This window comes from Acinetobacter gyllenbergii CIP 110306 = MTCC 11365 (genome assembly GCF_000413855.1).
Lineage (GTDB): Bacteria > Pseudomonadota > Gammaproteobacteria > Pseudomonadales > Moraxellaceae > Acinetobacter > Acinetobacter gyllenbergii.
The window spans coordinates 12,220-28,513 of the sequence record NZ_ATGG01000024.1 but is presented as its reverse complement, the minus strand read 5'-3'; the positions used below and the strand labels follow the sequence as shown (position 1 = coordinate 28,513).

The 16,294-nt window shown below is 41.3% G+C and carries 18 protein-coding genes; 8 read left to right on the top strand and 10 right to left on the bottom strand.

The features are described 5' to 3' along the window. Positions 1–85: 85 nt before the first annotated feature. Positions 86–1,540 carry a coniferyl aldehyde dehydrogenase gene (locus F957_RS06145; protein ID WP_016542441.1) on the bottom strand — a complete coding sequence of 485 codons (1,455 nt, stop codon included), beginning with the start codon at positions 1,538–1,540 and terminating at the stop codon, positions 86–88. Positions 1,541–1,661: 121 nt separating this feature from the next. Between F957_RS06145 and F957_RS06150 the strand changes: the two genes are divergently transcribed. The 5 genes from F957_RS06150 to F957_RS06170 all read left to right on the top strand — a co-directional run bounded on the left by F957_RS06150 (position 1,662) and on the right by F957_RS06170 (position 5,338). Further along, on the top strand, positions 1,662–2,360 hold the full coding sequence (locus tag F957_RS06150) for a TetR/AcrR family transcriptional regulator (protein ID WP_004655980.1): 699 nt from the start codon (positions 1,662–1,664) through the stop codon (positions 2,358–2,360). 88 nt (positions 2,361–2,448) lie between these two features. Beyond that, positions 2,449–3,312 carry a formyltetrahydrofolate deformylase gene (gene purU, locus F957_RS06155; protein ID WP_016542442.1) on the top strand — a complete coding sequence of 288 codons (864 nt, stop codon included), beginning with the start codon at positions 2,449–2,451 and terminating at the stop codon, positions 3,310–3,312. 207 nt (positions 3,313–3,519) lie between these two features. Continuing rightward, positions 3,520–4,269 carry an energy transducer TonB family protein gene (locus tag F957_RS06160; RefSeq protein ID WP_016542443.1) on the top strand — a complete coding sequence of 250 codons (750 nt, stop codon included), beginning with the start codon at positions 3,520–3,522 and terminating at the stop codon, positions 4,267–4,269. A 42-nt stretch (positions 4,270–4,311) separates the two neighbouring features. Beyond that, a complete protein-coding gene (locus F957_RS06165) occupies positions 4,312–4,932 on the top strand; it encodes a MotA/TolQ/ExbB proton channel family protein (protein WP_016542444.1) in 621 nt (206 codons plus the stop codon). A 1-nt stretch (position 4,933) separates the two neighbouring features. Then, a complete protein-coding gene (locus F957_RS06170; protein ID WP_016542445.1) occupies positions 4,934–5,338 on the top strand; it encodes an ExbD/TolR family protein in 405 nt (134 codons plus the stop codon). A gap of 53 nt (positions 5,339–5,391) precedes the next feature. Here the strand turns inward: F957_RS06170 and msrA are convergent, their stop codons facing one another. From msrA to thyA, 5 genes are all read right to left on the bottom strand, one after another. Next, positions 5,392–5,916 carry a peptide-methionine (S)-S-oxide reductase MsrA gene (msrA, locus tag F957_RS06175; RefSeq protein WP_016542446.1) on the bottom strand — a complete coding sequence of 175 codons (525 nt, stop codon included), beginning with the start codon at positions 5,914–5,916 and terminating at the stop codon, positions 5,392–5,394. A gap of 107 nt (positions 5,917–6,023) precedes the next feature. Next, on the bottom strand, positions 6,024–6,500 hold the full coding sequence (locus tag F957_RS06180; RefSeq protein ID WP_016542447.1) for an META domain-containing protein: 477 nt from the start codon (positions 6,498–6,500) through the stop codon (positions 6,024–6,026). Between the two features lie 125 nt (positions 6,501–6,625). Then, positions 6,626–7,681: an Lnb N-terminal periplasmic domain-containing protein gene (locus F957_RS06185; protein WP_016542448.1), complete on the bottom strand. Its 1,056-nt coding sequence runs from the start codon at positions 7,679–7,681 to the stop codon at positions 6,626–6,628. An 18-nt stretch (positions 7,682–7,699) separates the two neighbouring features. After that, the gene (locus F957_RS06190; protein ID WP_016542449.1) at positions 7,700–8,209 is read right to left on the bottom strand and encodes a dihydrofolate reductase; all 510 of its coding nucleotides are present in this window, start codon (positions 8,207–8,209) and stop codon (positions 7,700–7,702) included. Positions 8,210–8,225: 16 nt separating this feature from the next. Further along, on the bottom strand, positions 8,226–9,068 hold the full coding sequence (gene thyA / locus F957_RS06195; protein ID WP_016542450.1) for a thymidylate synthase: 843 nt from the start codon (positions 9,066–9,068) through the stop codon (positions 8,226–8,228). 159 nt (positions 9,069–9,227) lie between these two features. Between thyA and F957_RS06200 the strand changes: the two genes are divergently transcribed. Continuing rightward, positions 9,228–10,052 carry a YwqG family protein gene (locus F957_RS06200; protein WP_016542451.1) on the top strand — a complete coding sequence of 275 codons (825 nt, stop codon included), beginning with the start codon at positions 9,228–9,230 and terminating at the stop codon, positions 10,050–10,052. Positions 10,053–10,100: 48 nt separating this feature from the next. Here the strand turns inward: F957_RS06200 and F957_RS06205 are convergent, their stop codons facing one another. From F957_RS06205 to F957_RS06215, 3 genes are all read right to left on the bottom strand, one after another. Continuing rightward, positions 10,101–10,676 (bottom strand): xanthine phosphoribosyltransferase, encoded by a 576-nt coding sequence (locus F957_RS06205; RefSeq protein ID WP_005239835.1) that lies wholly within the window; start codon positions 10,674–10,676, stop codon positions 10,101–10,103. Positions 10,677–10,764: 88 nt separating this feature from the next. Beyond that, positions 10,765–11,469, bottom strand: coding sequence for a DUF3108 domain-containing protein (locus tag F957_RS06210; protein WP_016542452.1), 705 nt, complete (start codon positions 11,467–11,469; stop codon positions 10,765–10,767). 194 nt (positions 11,470–11,663) lie between these two features. Beyond that, the gene (locus F957_RS06215) at positions 11,664–12,344 is read right to left on the bottom strand and encodes a hypothetical protein (protein WP_016542453.1); all 681 of its coding nucleotides are present in this window, start codon (positions 12,342–12,344) and stop codon (positions 11,664–11,666) included. 243 nt (positions 12,345–12,587) lie between these two features. Here F957_RS06215 and F957_RS06220 point away from each other — a divergent pair, with 243 nt between their 5' ends. Beyond that, positions 12,588–13,475, top strand: a complete 888-nt coding sequence (locus tag F957_RS06220; RefSeq protein ID WP_016542454.1) for an energy transducer TonB — start codon at positions 12,588–12,590, stop codon at positions 13,473–13,475. Between the two features lie 287 nt (positions 13,476–13,762). Then, entirely contained in the window at positions 13,763–15,913 is a 2,151-nt protein-coding gene (locus tag F957_RS06225) for a TonB-dependent siderophore receptor (protein ID WP_016542455.1), read from the top strand. Positions 15,914–15,984: 71 nt separating this feature from the next. On the opposite strand, the gene F957_RS06230 is transcribed toward F957_RS06225, so the two are convergent. Beyond that, on the bottom strand, positions 15,985–16,284 hold the full coding sequence (locus F957_RS06230) for an antibiotic biosynthesis monooxygenase family protein (protein ID WP_016542456.1): 300 nt from the start codon (positions 16,282–16,284) through the stop codon (positions 15,985–15,987). Positions 16,285–16,294: the final 10 nt, after the last annotated feature.

Sequence of the window (16,294 nt, the reverse complement as noted above, 5' to 3'; positions counted from 1 at the left end):
TTTATACCAAAAATACGATTAAAAGACAAGCGAATTTGGTAAAAACAAGGCATGAACTGGTGTGATAGCTCATGCCTTAACCAGCTTAGCGAAATAGTGTTTTCAAAAGCAGTTTGTGCGTGGCTTTATTATACGGTGGAAGGATGAATTTTAAACTGTAAAGTTTAGGGCTAACAGGATTCGACATCATTGAGCGTTCATGTGAGAAGCTAAAGAACCCTTCTTTACCATGATATTTGCCCATACCTGATGCGCCAATACCACCAAATGGCAGATCATCCTGTGCCACATGAGTCAGCGTCTGGTTGATCCCGAAGTGCCCTGAGTGAGTGCGGCTAGCCACATAATCCGCACGTGCACTATCAATGTCGAAGTAATAGAACGCTAAGGGGCGAGGGCGACTATTAATAAATTGCAATGCATCTTCGATATGTTCATATTCTAAAATAGGTAGAATCGGACCGAAGATTTCATTCCGCATAATCTCCATCTCCGTCGTCACACCTGTTAATAAGGTCGGTGCAATCTTACGAACTTCTGTTAAAGACTCATTTTTGGCATTTAGTTCAACAATCGTCGCACCTTGATCGCGAGCATCTTCCAAATAGCCTTGCAGGCGGTTGTACTGTTTGTCATTCACAATTGAAGTGTAGTCTTTATTGTCACGCAAAGTCGGATACATGGTGGTCACAAAGTCATTATAGTGCTTGGTGAACTCGGCTGTTTTGCCCTTAGGCAAGAACATATAGTCAGGTGCAACACAAGTCTGACCTGCATTCCAGAGTTTACCCACGGCAATACGCTGCGCCACATCACGGATGTTCATGGCTGAATGAACCAGTGCCGGTGACTTGCCCCCTAATTCTAAAATCACAGGGACAAGATTCTCGGCTGCCGCAGCCATCACGGTTTTACCCACTGAGGTTGAACCTGTGAAAATCATCTTATCGAATGCCAAATGACTGAATGCATCTGAAATAACACCACCGCCGTTTACAACAGCGACCAATTCTTGAGGGAAGGCTTCAGCCAATGCATTTTCAAGCACATAACCAAAGTTTGACGATGCGCTTGAGATTTTGATCATAGCGTGGTTACCTGCTGCCAAGGCACAGATCAGTGGGCCAACAGAAAGTAATAAAGGATAGTTCCAGGGTGCAATCACCCCAATCACACCGAGTGGCTGATATTCTACCCACCCTTTGGCTGGTTGGTGTAACATGCTGATATGGCGTTTAGATGGTTTCATCCATTCAGTTAGGTTCTTGCTATAGTATTTAATATGCTCTAGACAAGTCAGAACTTCGCCAATTTTGGTTTCCATTACGGCACGATTGCCGTAGTCTTGACTAATTGCGTTAGCAAATTGATCTTGATATTTTACCAAGATACTTTTAAGACGGGCTAAGCGTTCAATACGTTCTTTGGCGCTTGGAACAGGATGACGTTGGTAAGCTGCTTTTTGCTGTTCAAGCAAATCATGCAGCCGTTTTACATCAACATGAGGTGTCATAGCGGTTGTTTTTGTTTGACTGTTCATAGGAGTAGACCAAAAGAAAGCTTATTATTTTTTAATTTTTAGAGTAAATACTCTAAAGTGTCAAGTCGCTTTATAGGTTTGTTTTATAACCTATTGATAATGTTATAGATGGTTAAACTCAATGTCGCACGCTAAACCGAACAAAACAAAAGATAGAATTTTGCAAATCAGTTTGCAGTTGTTTAATGAGCGTGGAGAACGTTCGGTCACCACCAATCACATTGCGGCTGAGTTGGGGATTAGCCCTGGCAATCTGTATTATCACTTCCGTAATAAGCAGGAAATTATTAAGGAGCTGGCACAACAGTATCAGGCAGAAACCCTGGAAATGCTGGCTTTGCCAACTGATCGACCTTTAAATGCCAACGATAAAATCAGTTATTTCCAAGTGCTGAGTAATCAGTTGTGGGCTTATCGTTTTATTCACCGCGATGTCTATCATCTGGTTGAAAATAATGAAGACTTCCGCAAAATCTATCCACGTTTTGCAGGGCAGGTGATGCAGCAAGGGCAAAAAATTTATCGTGCCTTTGTGGATGCTGGTCTGATGAAGATGACGGATTCAGAAATTGAAGCTTTGATCATTAACTTGTGGATTGTGCTGACTAACTGGACTAACTTTTTATATATGTCGGGGCATATTAGCGATAATAACCGCCTTGAAGAAAAGTGGGTTTGGCAGGCCTTACGCCAAATGGTGTTCTTGGAAGGCCCGTATTTAATGGGTGAAAGTCGTCAAACTTATGAGCAATTACTGAAATCACTAGGGCCATCAGATTTATTTGCCAGCTTATCCAATCTTAAAAATGATGATGAATAGATCGTCAGCAGCTATTTAGTCAATAGCAAAAAAGGGTTAGAATGCTCGGCTTGATTTTAATTTGATTCGAATAAGTGATATTAACCAAATGAACACGACTACAGCCCACACAGCACGATTACTGATTACTTGTGAAGACAAGCCGGGGATTGTGCAAGCCGTATCGAGCTTTTTGTATCATCAGGGAGCAAACATTACCGCACTTGATCAGTACGCAACAGAAGCTCAAGGCGGGCGTTATTTCATGCGTGTTGAGTTTGAGCTTGATCATTTGCAATCGCGTAAAGAAGCATTGATGCAGACTTTTGCTGCCAATGTTGCAGAACGCTACAACATGCAATGGAAATTGAATTTCGTCGGTGAATTGAAAAAAGTCGGTATTCTGGTTTCTAAAGTTGATCATGCATTATTAGAGCTGTTATGGCGTCATGCGCGTGGTTCATTACCATGTGAAATTACCCAAGTCATTTCTAACCATCCAGATTTACGTGAATCGGTTGAAAACTTTGGTATCCCATTCCATGTGGTGCCTGTGAATAAAGACAATAAAGTCGAAGCTTATGCGCAGATTAATGAGATGATGCAGGGCAATGACTTGTTAATCTTGGCACGTTATATGCAAATTCTCAGTGAAGACTTTGTTGCTCAGTGGGAAATGAAAATCATCAATATTCACCACTCATTCTTACCTGCTTTCGTTGGTGCGAACCCATACAAGCAAGCTTATGAGAAAGGGGTGAAGTTGATTGGGGCGACTGCACATTATGTGACGGCTGATCTGGATCAAGGCCCAATCATCGAGCAAGATGTTGAGCGTGTGAGCCACGACTATAACGTTGAGCAATTGCGTGAGTTGGGTGAAGATGTTGAACGTAATGTCTTGGCGCGTGCCGTCAAATGGCACTTGGAAGATCGTATCATTGTGGATGGCAACAAGACCGTAGTTTTCTAATCAATTGCCATGTAACAGTATGTAAAGAGAACATGCCGCAAGGCATGTTTTTTTATGTCTATTTTTCAATGGCTAGCAAATATACAAGAAAAAACAGTTGCAAATGAAAACACTTCTCATTTATTATTACGGCACTTTCATTGTTCTATCCGATGAGTGAAATCGTTTTTTTGAAAGCGTCACCATCTATTAGGTACTTAGATTCTTATGAGTCAATCTCCTGCTACATTCAACACGCCACACCCGATGAAAAAGAAAATCATCGCTGCCTTAGTTGCAGTTGTGATTGGACATGTAGGAGTTCTGTGGGCGGTGAGCCACATGAAAACGATTGAGTTAAGACCAATCGAGAAAGAACCGCTTAAGGTGAAGTTCGTTAAAATTAAAGAACCGCCAAAACCTGAACCACCAAAACCGAAAGAAAAGCCGAAACCTGAACCTAAAAAAGAAGTGAAGGAAGTGAAGGTTGTTGAAAAACCTTTACCGCCACCGAAGAAGATTGAAAAGGTTCAACAGGTCAAAGAGGCGCCAAAACCTGTACTTCAAAAAACTGAACAAAAGATTGAGCCAAAGGTGGAAACCAAGGTTGTGACCACTGTGACTGAAAAAGTGGTTGAAAAACCACAACCAGTTCAGGAAGTTGTGAAACCTCAACCTGCTGCAGATCCAACACCAAAACGTGTATCGATTGGTGGTTCAGGCGTACAGTGGAGTCGTTCACCAAAATTATCTGTCACAGCCAAAGATCTGGATAACCAAACACGTTCAGTGATGGTGCTGATTGAGGCGGATGAAAAAGGTAAAATTACCAATGCACGTATTACACGTAGCAGTGGTGTCCCGAATTTAGATGAAAAAGTTTTACGTGCTGTCAGAAGTGCGAAATTTAAACCGTATATGGAAAATGGTGTTGCTTACCCGATTCGAGCAGAGCAACCGTTTGATCTTAGTCCTTAATAAATTTGAGTCCTTGCGACAGATTAAATCAGGAGTTCGTATATGAACTTTTCAGTTTATTGGCAACATGCAGATGCAGTAAGTAAAACACTGTATTTCATCCTTTTAGCAATGTCGATTGCGACGTGGACTATTTTCATTCTGCGCATTTTAGGAACACGCCAATTAAAACAACAGGCTTATAAGCAACTGGTACAAGCTTTGGCTTCGCTCAAAGCGAAGTTACAACCGTTGTCATTTGAACAACGTAAAGCTGTGGCTGAACAAGCATTGCTTCGCCAAATCTCTGCAGAGAAATCTCAAGCAGAAAAAGGCGTATCAGTTCTTGGAACCATCGCTTCACTTGCGCCGTTCGTGGGCTTATTTGGTACGGTATGGGGTATTTTCCATGCCTTGGTTGCGGTAGGTAAGAGTGGTCAAGCTGGCTTAGCTCAGGTTGCCACACCAGTAGGTGAAGCCTTGATTATGACTGGTCTGGGTCTTGCAGTTGCGATTCCTGCGGTGATGGCCTACAACATCTGTGTACGCTTTAACCGTGGCTTGGCGCATGATTTACAAGATCAAGCACATAGCTTGTTAATCGATACCATGTTGCAGCAAGAAACAACGGTAAAGACTGAAACTAAAACCACACAACAAAGTTTAGTTGGAGGTCAAGCTTAAGATGGGCTTTCAATTGGGTGAAGACCACGACAGTGGCATGAATGAGATGAACCTCATTCCTCTGATCGACATTATGTTGGTATTGATGATTATCTTTTTAGTCACAGCAACGGTTGCTAACCCATCAATTCCACTAAGTTTACCAAAGACCACTGCTGAAATTGTCGATCCACCACCAAAAGCCATTACCATTAGTATTAATGATAAAGGTGAGGTGGCTTGGGATGCGCAGATCATTAGCTTAGACGAGCTAGAGAAACGTTTCCAAGAAGCGGGTCAAGCAGAGACAAAACCGACTGTGCAGTTACGTGCAGATAAAGAATCAAAATATGATACGGTTGCACAAGTCATGTCTCGTGCCAGTGAAGCAGGTTTAAGTGATATTGCGTTCGTCAGTGAAAACTAAGACAACACGTGATATCAATAAAAAAGCAACTCAATGAGTTGCTTTTTTTGTGCTTAGGCATCTTTGAGTAGATCAAGATACTTGGCGCGTAATTTGGATAGCTTAGGCGGAATGCTAAAGTTACAGTAACCTTGTGATGGATTACGTGCAAAGAAGTTCTGATGATACTCTTCCGCAGGGTAGAACGTCGGTACTGGGCTGAGCTCAGTGACGATATTCAGTCCTTCATCTTCTAGACCGTGAATGACCTGTTCAGCCTGCTGTTTTTGCTCTTCGTTGAAGTAATACACCACCGAGCGATATTGTGTGCCAATATCATTGCCTTGACGATTGAGTGTCGTTGGATCATGTGTGGTAAAAAACACATTCAACAATTGCGTATAGCTGATCTGCTGCTCATCAAAATCAATCAGAACGACTTCAGCATGTTGAGTCGTGCCTTGGCAGACCTGTTCATAAGTCGGGTTTTGACTAATGCCACCTGCATAACCACTCACCACTTTCTCTACACCTTTGAGTTGTAGAAACACGGCTTCGACACACCAAAAACATCCACCACCAAATAGTGCTTGTTGCATAAGACTCCCCAATTTTTAATTTTAAGAATGTTACTAAAGTAAACGAAGTGCTCAAAAAGTAAAAGCCCGTGTTCGCAACGAGCTTTTACTTTTTTGTGATCTGTAAATTACGGAAGCGGCTGAATTACGGTAACGAAGCTGACCAGTACTTTGCCGGATGCATCCATGAATTTAAGCTCATGGCCTTTGAGTTCATAGTTGGTGGTGCTTGCCAATGCATTGCTATATTGACGTGAGAGCGCACTGTTATCTTGTCCAATACACGCCATCATGGTTGAAGCAATTGGGCCGAGGCGTAAGATAGAACCTTGGCTTTCAAAGCTACCTTGAATTTGGTTACAACCATCTGCACCAAAGAAACGTTTGCCTTTGGCATCAAATTGAATTGCAGGGCGCTTGCTAGAAAGATCATTGCTTTTGACCTCGACACCATTGATATGAGTAGCAATCCAGTTACGGCCATAGAGGTTGATGCTTTCTTTTTGAGACGCATTGGGTGAGGTTTGGAGAGATTCTGTGGTTGAACAACCCGTCATTGCTACGGCGATTGCCAAAGTACATGTTGTTAAAAAAGGTTTTAACATAAAATTTAAGTCCAAATCATTGTGTTTCTATGCTCGGTATTAGAGTAAAACAACATGGAGTGGAGCAGGATATTGCGTATCCTTTTGTAAATGTTCAGGTGTTTTTAATAAAATGAGTGGAAAAATCACTCAGTCTTGGGAAGGCCTGTACGAATGACATCCGAAAAATATTCACTGCTTTGGTTCGGCTGTTGTTCATATTGTTCGGCACGGGGATTGATGTGTGCCAAGCGATACCATTCATTCATGCTGTAATTTTGATTGAGGGCTTTTAGATCGTAGAGATAGTTCGGTAAATAACCTGAGGCCAATAGGCGGTAATCTTTGGGTAAGCGCTGCGGATTAATTGCCTGAACCATATCAAAGACCAGTGTGGTGCAGTTACTGGTCAGCGTGTTATACCATTTGGCTTCTGCACGGAGTTCATCTGCTTTATGCAGATATTCAATAAACAGGGCTTTGCGCTCAGTTGCAGGCATTCTGATCGGGAATAAATAGACTTGTTCATGACGAACATTACTGCGTGTATAGATCAGATCCTTTTCATCGGAAGCCACTAGACTGAGTTCGTATTTACGGAAAAAGCCACCAATTGCAGAAAAGTCTTCGCCTTTTTCCTTGCGGATTTCAATCGAGAACACCAACGGTTTTTGATCAGAAAAATCGAAACTTACTAAGGTGTGGGCAATTTGTGGACCCATCCAGTAGGAGGTAATGACATTGATGCCCGTAATTTTATTCAGATCAATGCTACGATCTTCCCAATGAATGTCATAACTGCCATCGGCATGCCAGTCAAAATTTCGCACATTATGCAGCTTGACCAGATCCCCATTCTTTTCATAACTCAGTTGTTCTGCAACTTCAGGATTCCAATCCCGATCTTGTCTTGCCTCTAAGGAAAAATACCAGACTAAGGCACACGCAAAGGCGACACAATAAATAATGATATCGGTGCGGCGACTCACTAGATGACCGCTGACATAGACGCCAATTAAGCTGAGTGCGAACAGGCTCCACAGAATAATGCTGACTCGGCTAAAGAATGAACCGAGTGGCTGTTGAATCCATAAGGCTAGACAGAGCCAGACACTTGAAAGAACCACGAATAAAGTAAATAGGCTATGTAAAAGCCCGACGCCTAAAGCGATGAAAAACTCTCGTGATCCAATATTATGCATGGCCGATGCAATCCATTTTTATTTTTGATAGGTGGCAAACTCAAAAGCGATACCAGACTTTTCATCAGTATGTTGCTCTGCGTTTACTTTACGAAAATCTTCACTGATTTTTGGATAGTGTGCATCGCCCTGAACATCCAGATCCACATGAGTTAACTCGAGGCGGTCGGCAATAGCCAGTGTCTGAGTAAAGATCTCTCCACCTCCAATAATAAATAAGGCGGCTTTTTCTGAATGTTGCACGTCTGTAAGTGCGGTATTGAGTGCATCTTCGATACTATGCGCGATCTTAACCCCTTCAAATTGCCATTCAGGATCACGGGTAATCACCCAATTGACACGATTCGGCAGGGTGCGTCCCATCGATTCAAGGGTTTTACGTCCCATAATCACCACACCGCCTTGGGTGATGGCTTTAAAGTGTTTTAGGTCAGCCGAGATATGCCACGGCAAAGCATTACCTTTGCCGATACAGTGATTTTTATCCATTGCGACTACGTGGACAACTTCAGTGCCTTGCCATGCCATTTGTATATCTCTCTACTTAAACTGCGACAGGTGCTTTGATTGCTGGGTGTGATTCATACCCAACAATTTCAATATCTTCAAATTTAAAGTCGAAAATATCGGTAATTTCAGGATTGAGTTTTAATTGACACAACGCTAGTGGCTCACGACTAAGCTGTAACTGTGCCTGTTCAAAGTGATTGGCATAGAGATGCGTATCGCCACCTGTCCAGACAAAGTCACCGACACCTAAACCACAGACTTGTGCAATCATATGAGTCAGCAGGGCATAGCTGGCAATATTAAATGGTACACCTAAAAATACGTCAGCACTGCGTTGATACAGTTGGCAGGACAGTTTGTTGTCTTGTACGAAAAATTGGAACAGGGTATGGCAAGGCGGTAATGCCACTTTGCCGGCTTCATTCGGGTTCCAGCCTGACACAATCAAACGACGTGAGTTTGGATTGGTCTTGATTTCATTGATCAACCATTTGATCTGATCAAAACCATTTTGCTGATAGCTGCCATCTTCATTTTGGGTTGCGCCAAAGTTACGCCATTGGTGACCATAGACGGGGCCAAGTTCACCTTCTGGACGACCAAAACGTGCTGTTTGTTCTGCGGTAGCCCATTCATCCCAAATGGAAACTTTATTGTCTTTGAGATACTGAACGTTGGTATCGCCTTTGAGGAACCAAAGCAGCTCAATCACAATCGAACGGAAATGGACTTTCTTGGTGGTGAGCAGTGGAAAGCCTTTGGAAAGATCAAAACGCATCTGATGACCAAATACTGAACGTGTACCTGTGCCTGTGCGGTCACCTTTGTCGCCGCCATTGTCAAGGATATGTTGTAAAAGGTCTAAGTATGTACGCATTGTCATTCCTACCGCAGATTTTGCCTGGGCTCATCTTATCAGAAATAATGCCGCAATTGAGCGTCAGTTATTGTCGCAGAAGGATGTTTAACCGCTATCTGAATTTATTTACTTGTTTTATATTACATTCTATAAATAAGTAGAGGGATAACCAACAGAATGAATTTTAAACCAGAAACTTTGCCGAACAGTGTGCAGCCCTACCTAGAAAAAATCTCGGCGACTATTCTGCCAACAGTTACCATGCAACTCACCCCCAGCGATGAATTAACTTTGTGGCAAAGTAAAATTGGGGGACAACCTTACTTACCACTGGATGTGACTTATCCAGTCGATTCGAATGGCAATCCATTGGCTTTGCTAGCACAGTTTAATTTTGCCGAAATCCCCAATTTACCTGACTTTCCTAATCAGGGAATTTTACAGTTCTATATCGCTGCCGATGATTTGTATGGGATGAACTTTGATGACCAACAGCAGCAATCGGGTTTTAAAGTGTTGTACTTTGATCAAGTGCTTGAGGATGCATCACAATTAAAACAGGACTTTTCTGAGGTTCAATTGGGCGAAGATGATTATTTGCCATTTACCGGACAATACTCGATTGAGTTTGCTTTAAGCACTCAGCCGATCAGTTTGGGTGATTTCGCTTTTGCGCCGAAAATTTTAGGGGTTGAAGACCTTTATGATTTTGAAGATCAATTTGATGGTGGTGATTTTGAAGATGATTTTATCGAGCCTTATGATGAATTGGCTTCCGCAAGTGGACATCGTTTAGGTGGCTATCCGTATTTTACTCAAACTGATCCACGTCAATATAATGAAAAAGTTCAAGATTATGTGCTGCTGTTTCAGCTCGATACCGATGATGCGGAAAACGAGATTATGTGGGGTGATTCGGGTGTGGGGAATTTCTTTATTCATCCAGAAGATCTAAAGAAACGAGACTTTTCCAAAGTACTATACAACTGGGATTGTTGTTAAATAAAAAAGCGGATGAGTTTTCATCCGCTTTTTTCTCAGTGTTGCATCTTATTCAGTGACAAAAGTGACTTTGCCGCCTTCTAAAGATTTAACGCGTGCTAGCGATTCAACGCGGTAGCCTTTTTCTAGCAATACATCGCGGCCTGGCTGGAATGATTTTTCAATCACGATACCGACACCCACCACTTCAGCTTTGGCTTGATGAATCAAATCAATTAAGCCCAGCGCGGCTTGACCATTGGCCAAGAAGTCATCAATCACCAGCGCTTTATCGCTTGAACTAATGTGCTTGTTGGAAATCGCAATGGTACTTTCAGTTTGTTTGGTAAACGAGAACACTTTAGAACGGTAAAGGTCGTCTTTCAGTGTTAATGACTGGTATTTGCGCGCAAAAATAACAGGAACGCCAAGTTCTAAACCTGCCATGATTGCAGGTGCAATACCTGAAGCTTCGATGGTAATAATTTTAGTAATACCTGCATCTTTAAAGCGAGCGGCAAACTCTTTACCAATCAGCTGCATTAACACAGGATCGATTTGGTGGTTTAAGAAAGCATCAACTTTCAAAACCTGATCAGATAGAACGATACCTTCATTTAAGATTTTCTGTTCTAAAGCGTACACGGGAGAATCCTCTAAACGGATGCTTGTTCAAGCAAAGGCATATTTTAAAAAGCATCAAAAAAAATGCAAGCCAAAATTGACCAGATGCTTAGTTTGTTTTACCTGAATAGCCTGTTAAAAGCAGACCATATGATGATTTTCCATCGTTATGCGCCATTTTGACGGGTAAATAGTCAAGTTTTGGTGCTAACCAGAATACGGTATTGCGTTCAGGTTTATCATGCTGCATCACCACTTTAATGGCACTGAATGTTCCATAAGGAGTTTTGACATTTTCAGTGCCTTGTTTCACAAAGCGACGTTCATCCAATGCTTTTGCATCGGCAATCAGATATTTGGTTTTCAATGCATTACTTTTTAAGTCTTCACGAATTTGCAATTCAGCATTGAGTTCATCCAAGGCACCCGCTTGCCATGCAAATGAACGAGCCGTGTCATCTTTTTTGGTGTTCACAACCTTAGTGTTTGGATTGAAGTTAATACTCATTGTGTTGTTGTGAATCAAGATTTTACTGCTACGACTAAATTTCTGTGAATTGATTTTGTTGTCAGCAAAACTAAATTGACTGGTTTCAGATGCAGAAGCAATACCACCTGCTTTGGCACTGAATTGATAGGTCCAGTTATTGCCTTGCTGAGATAGTGTGCGTGTTGCTGAACCGAGGTTTTTATTGTTGTAGCTAAATTGATAACTGGCTTGGAAAGGCGCCATTGCCAAGGCATGACTAGAGATGCTTGCACTGAAAATGGCAGCTGAAGTAAGACCAAGTACGTTCAATAATTTCTTTGTCATAACACTATATCCTTTGAGCAATCCTGAATTGAACTACTCATTTATCATTACGATTTAAAGATATTATGCCTGTAGATTATGAAGAAAAGATCAGGTTTTTTACTAAGCGCTTGTTAATTTTTCGTATAAATCATGAAGATGTGTAGTGCAGTGGCATCTCATCTACAATGATATGCCACCTGAATCGAACTGATTTATGCTTTTTTGTCTTTTTGCTGAATCGGAGTGACTTCAGTATCATTTAAATCGTCTTCGTCAAAGTCATCTTCGTTGGATGGCGATAAAATTGCGGCAAGATTGACATTACCCCAAACAATCAGCTCGGCAGGGCGGACACGTGCGCGATTGACATGGACTTTACTCAAGGTTTCGATAATGCTGGCTTTTTTGCCTAACCAACGATTTAAATCTAGATAAAGTAAATCATCTTGGACTTTGACCACTTCAAAATGTTCTAAGATTTTGCCCAGCGGATCTTCTTCACGGAATTTCTGGTAATACCAGATCGCCACATAAAAGCCCCATTTTTGAAAGATATTTTTGAATTTGGCTTCAATCACTTGGGTATTGCTGATTTGTTCAAAAACCATCAGTTGCACATTTTGATTCATTTCCATTTGAATCAACTTTAAATCAACCGATAAGGTGGTATGCAGACCTTTCACATCAAGGGTGGTATATAAGCGTAACCAACCATCATATAGGTCGGCGTGCAAGTCTTGCATGATGCCCACATTCTCGGTGACATAACGTTCCATGGTGGCATTCACAAAGACTTGTGACAGTGAAAATTCTCTTTCTTCTTCGATGAATTCTTCTGCTTTTTGGTAAACTTTACGTAGACGTTTAACAACGGATGAAATTAGCGTTTGCATAAAAGTTGTTCCAGAAAGTGAATTGATAAGTACAGCAATGCCACAATCTTTGTATTCACTAAAAAATAAAAATAAATTTCTGACTTGCAGTGTAGCAAAATTAATTGCTACATTTTCATAAAATGATGGTATGGAAACACTGTAACTATAAGTGGATCACATTTTTGTAAAAATTTGAATATTGGTTGGGTTTTTATACGGTGCTACCGTTGGGGATGGGACATTTTTTGTCGCTTAAATGCCATGTTGAATAAAATAAATTTGCGTTCAGAACTGTCTCCTTATTGGTGGCAAGATCCAATTTTTGTTGGGGCAGTCGCTTTGGCGATGCTGCTTCATGGGGCTGTACTGGCCATTCAATTTACCATGCCATCACCCTCTGACACCTCGACCAAAGAAATTGCCGTCACTGTTCGTCCAAGTGCAGAAAAAGTGAAAGATGCAGACTTTTTGGCGCAAGCGGATCAAAAAGGTTCTGGTGACTTCCGCGAAGCACACCGTATGTCGAGTGATCTGCCTGCACCGATGCAAGCCGATGCGACCACAGGTGAAAAAGAGTTAGAAAGTCTGGAAAAAATTCAGCAAAAACGGGAATTAAAATTCGAAGAAAAAGTGCTCATGACGGTTTTAAGCTGGCAAAAGCAAGCTGAGCAGAGCGAACGTAAAAAGACGCTGGATGATTTACAAAGTCAGTTTCAAGCCAAAGCTGCCATGGTGGCGAGCTTAGAAGCGCAATATTTACAACGCCAACAGAATTTTAGCCGTAAACAACGGATTAAAACGGTTGATGGCATTCAGGCCAAACAAGACGCATCTGCTGCTTACTTAGATAAATTTCGCCAAAAAGTCGAGTTATACGGGAATCGCTATTATCCCGATCAAGCCAAACAACAACGCTTGGCGGGTGAAGTGCGTTTAATGGTGATTTTGAATGCTGAAGGAGGAATCCGAGCGATTCGTCTTATTGAAAGTTCTGGTCATGCAATCTTGGATGAAGCAGCTAAAGCATCGGTACGCCGTGGTGCACCTTTTGGCGCATTTGATGCCAGTATGAAAAAAGAAATCTCTGAGTTACGTATCATTCGGACTTGGCGTTTTGATCCCGTCGATGCCGAATTTGAAGTGCACTAATGAAGGGGTACTTCTTATTGGAAAATAATGATGGATAAACTAAAAATTAAATATTCATAAAAATCATTTGATTACTTTTTAATTGTCTTAAATATTTTTTTAAATCCAATAAAAACAATTAAGTAAATTTATTGCTTGAAACTTGAATTGATAATAAAAACAATTATCATTTGCAATATGTTTTTGGTTAACTCTCCTTTTGAAAACAAATGCATCCTTCTTAAAATTTATCGGGGGAATGAGATGCATGTTTTCAAGACCGCTCCCTTGCAATAAGGATATATTTCATGCATCAACATCCAACTTTAAATCTGTTTAAAGCCCGCCCTTTGGTCTTGGCGATGGCTGCAATCTTATTACCGACCTTGGCATTTGCAGAAGATGAGGCTAAACAAAATGCAAAATTGCCAACGATTACAGTAAAAGCAGATGAAGGAGCTCTGGCTGTAACGGAAGGAAAGAAAAGCTATACCGCTAAAAGTACCAATACCTCGACTAAACTCAATTTATCGCTTCGAGAAACACCACAATCTGTCAAAGTTCTCACCCGTGAGTATTTGGATGATGCCAATATTACATCGTTTCAGGACATGTTAAGTAACGTCACAGGCGTGACTGTGAATCAGTGGGATGAGCGTCAATATCCAACGGCGCGTGGTTTTGACGTCGACTATTATCTGTTTGATGGTGTTCCAAGCAATGTGGGGATGGAAGCCAATGACCCTGATTTAACCATGTATGATCGAGTTGAACTGGTGAAAGGTGCAAATGGTTTGATGACAGGTGCTGGGAATCCTGCAATTGCAATTAACATGATTCGAAAACATGCCAACGCGAAAGAGTTGACAGGGAATGTCAGCACTTCTTTGGGCTCATGGAATGCATGGTCAAGTTCAGCAGATGTTTCAACGCCATTAAATGCAGATGGCAGTGTCCGTGGTCGTGTCGTGGTGAAGCATGAGGATACGGATTCTTATATGGATCGCTACGAAAAAACCAATAATGTCGTCTATGCGGTTGTGGATGCGGATATTACGGATAAGACGTACCTTTCAGTCGGCGCGGGTTATCAGAATCTGGAGCGAAATGGTGTTCGTTGGGGCGGATTGCCCGCATTTTACACCGATGGTACCCGAACTCATTTCGATCGTTCTAAATCGGTGAGTTCGGATTGGACTTACTGGAATACCGATACCACCACGGCGTTTGCGACATTGAAGCAGAATCTATTTAACGATATCAATTTGAATGTGAACTATGCTTATCGAGAAGTAAAACAAGACACGGCTTTGCTCTATTCATGGGGGAAGTTAGATAAAGCAACCAATACACTTGGCTCTTTCATGACTTGGTCTGATGCCACCCAGACCAAAGAAAATAATATTGATACCTATCTCTCAGCACCTTTTATGTTGGGTGGTTTAAAGCAGGAAGTTGTTGCAGGCTTTATGTATAACCAAAGCAAGAAAGATAAATGGTACTCAGGAACGCCTCCAATTGCTTCAGGTGCTGTGCTTGATTTTGATCATCCAAATATTCCATTAATCGGTGCAATTCAGAATAATAACTTGTATCAACCCCCAAATAAGACCACACAAACAGGCGCTTATCTTGCCGGCAAGTTCAGCTTATTGGAGCCATTGAAGTTAATTACAGGGGTACGTTTATCAAACTGGAAGTATGAAAGTGACAATGGTGAAGGTAATCGGGAATTTAATAATGAAGTTACACCCTATGCAGGCTTAGTTTTTGATTTTCTGGATCAATACTCTTGGTATGCCAGTTATACCAGTATCTTTAAGCCAGAAGATAAACGAGATGTGAATCGCCAATATCTTGATCCAAGAGAAGGTAAAAGCTATGAAACTGGCTTAAAAGGTGAGTTTTTAGACGGTAAATTGAATGCAGCTTTATCGGTATTTAAAACCTTACAGGATAATGTCCCAGAAGAGATTGATGGTGTTTTTGTACCTAATCCCAATGGTAGCTCATCGAATGAAAAAGCCTACCGTAGTGTAGATAGCGTTGAAAGCAAAGGGGTTGAGTTTGAATTAGACGGTGAAATTCGAGACAACTGGAACTTAAGTTTTGGTGTTGCACATTTCAATGCCAAAGATGCAAAAGGGAATGAAGTTCAAACTATGTCTTCAAGAACCAGCGCCAATCTCTTTACCAAATATACCTGGGATCAATGGAGTGTTGGTGGTGGGCTAAACTATAAGAGTAAATTTTATACGGGAGAAGGTAGCCAACGAATTAATCAAGATGCGTATGCTTTAGCAAACTTAATGGTGGGCTATGATATCGACTCAAATATCAAAGCACAGATTAATTTGAATAATGTATTTGATAAAAAATATTATTCAGGCATCGGGAATAACAGTATGGTTTATGGATCACCTCGCAATGTCACTTTGACGCTACGTTATCAGTTCTAAAATTTGATAAATAAAAAAACGGCTGAATGCAGCCGTTTTTTTATTCAAAATGTGGATAAGTTCGCGCTTATTCACAAGCTATTTTGACTCGAATAAGCACGTTCAACTGTGCAGATTTCGACACTAAAATCCTGATACCATTTTTCTTTACCCAAACGCTGAGCAACCAGATGTTCTGCATCGCGTTGCCATTGCTTGATATCTTCAAGCTTATGCCAGTAAGACAGTGCTATTTCAAAACCATTTTCACTACACGCTTCAAACTTGATGCAGTTAAATTGGCTCAAGGCTTTATGTCTCAACTTTTGCGCCATTTCTGAATAAGTCGCATCAAGTTGTTTGATGGTGGCTTTAAAAATAACGATATACATAGAACCTTGG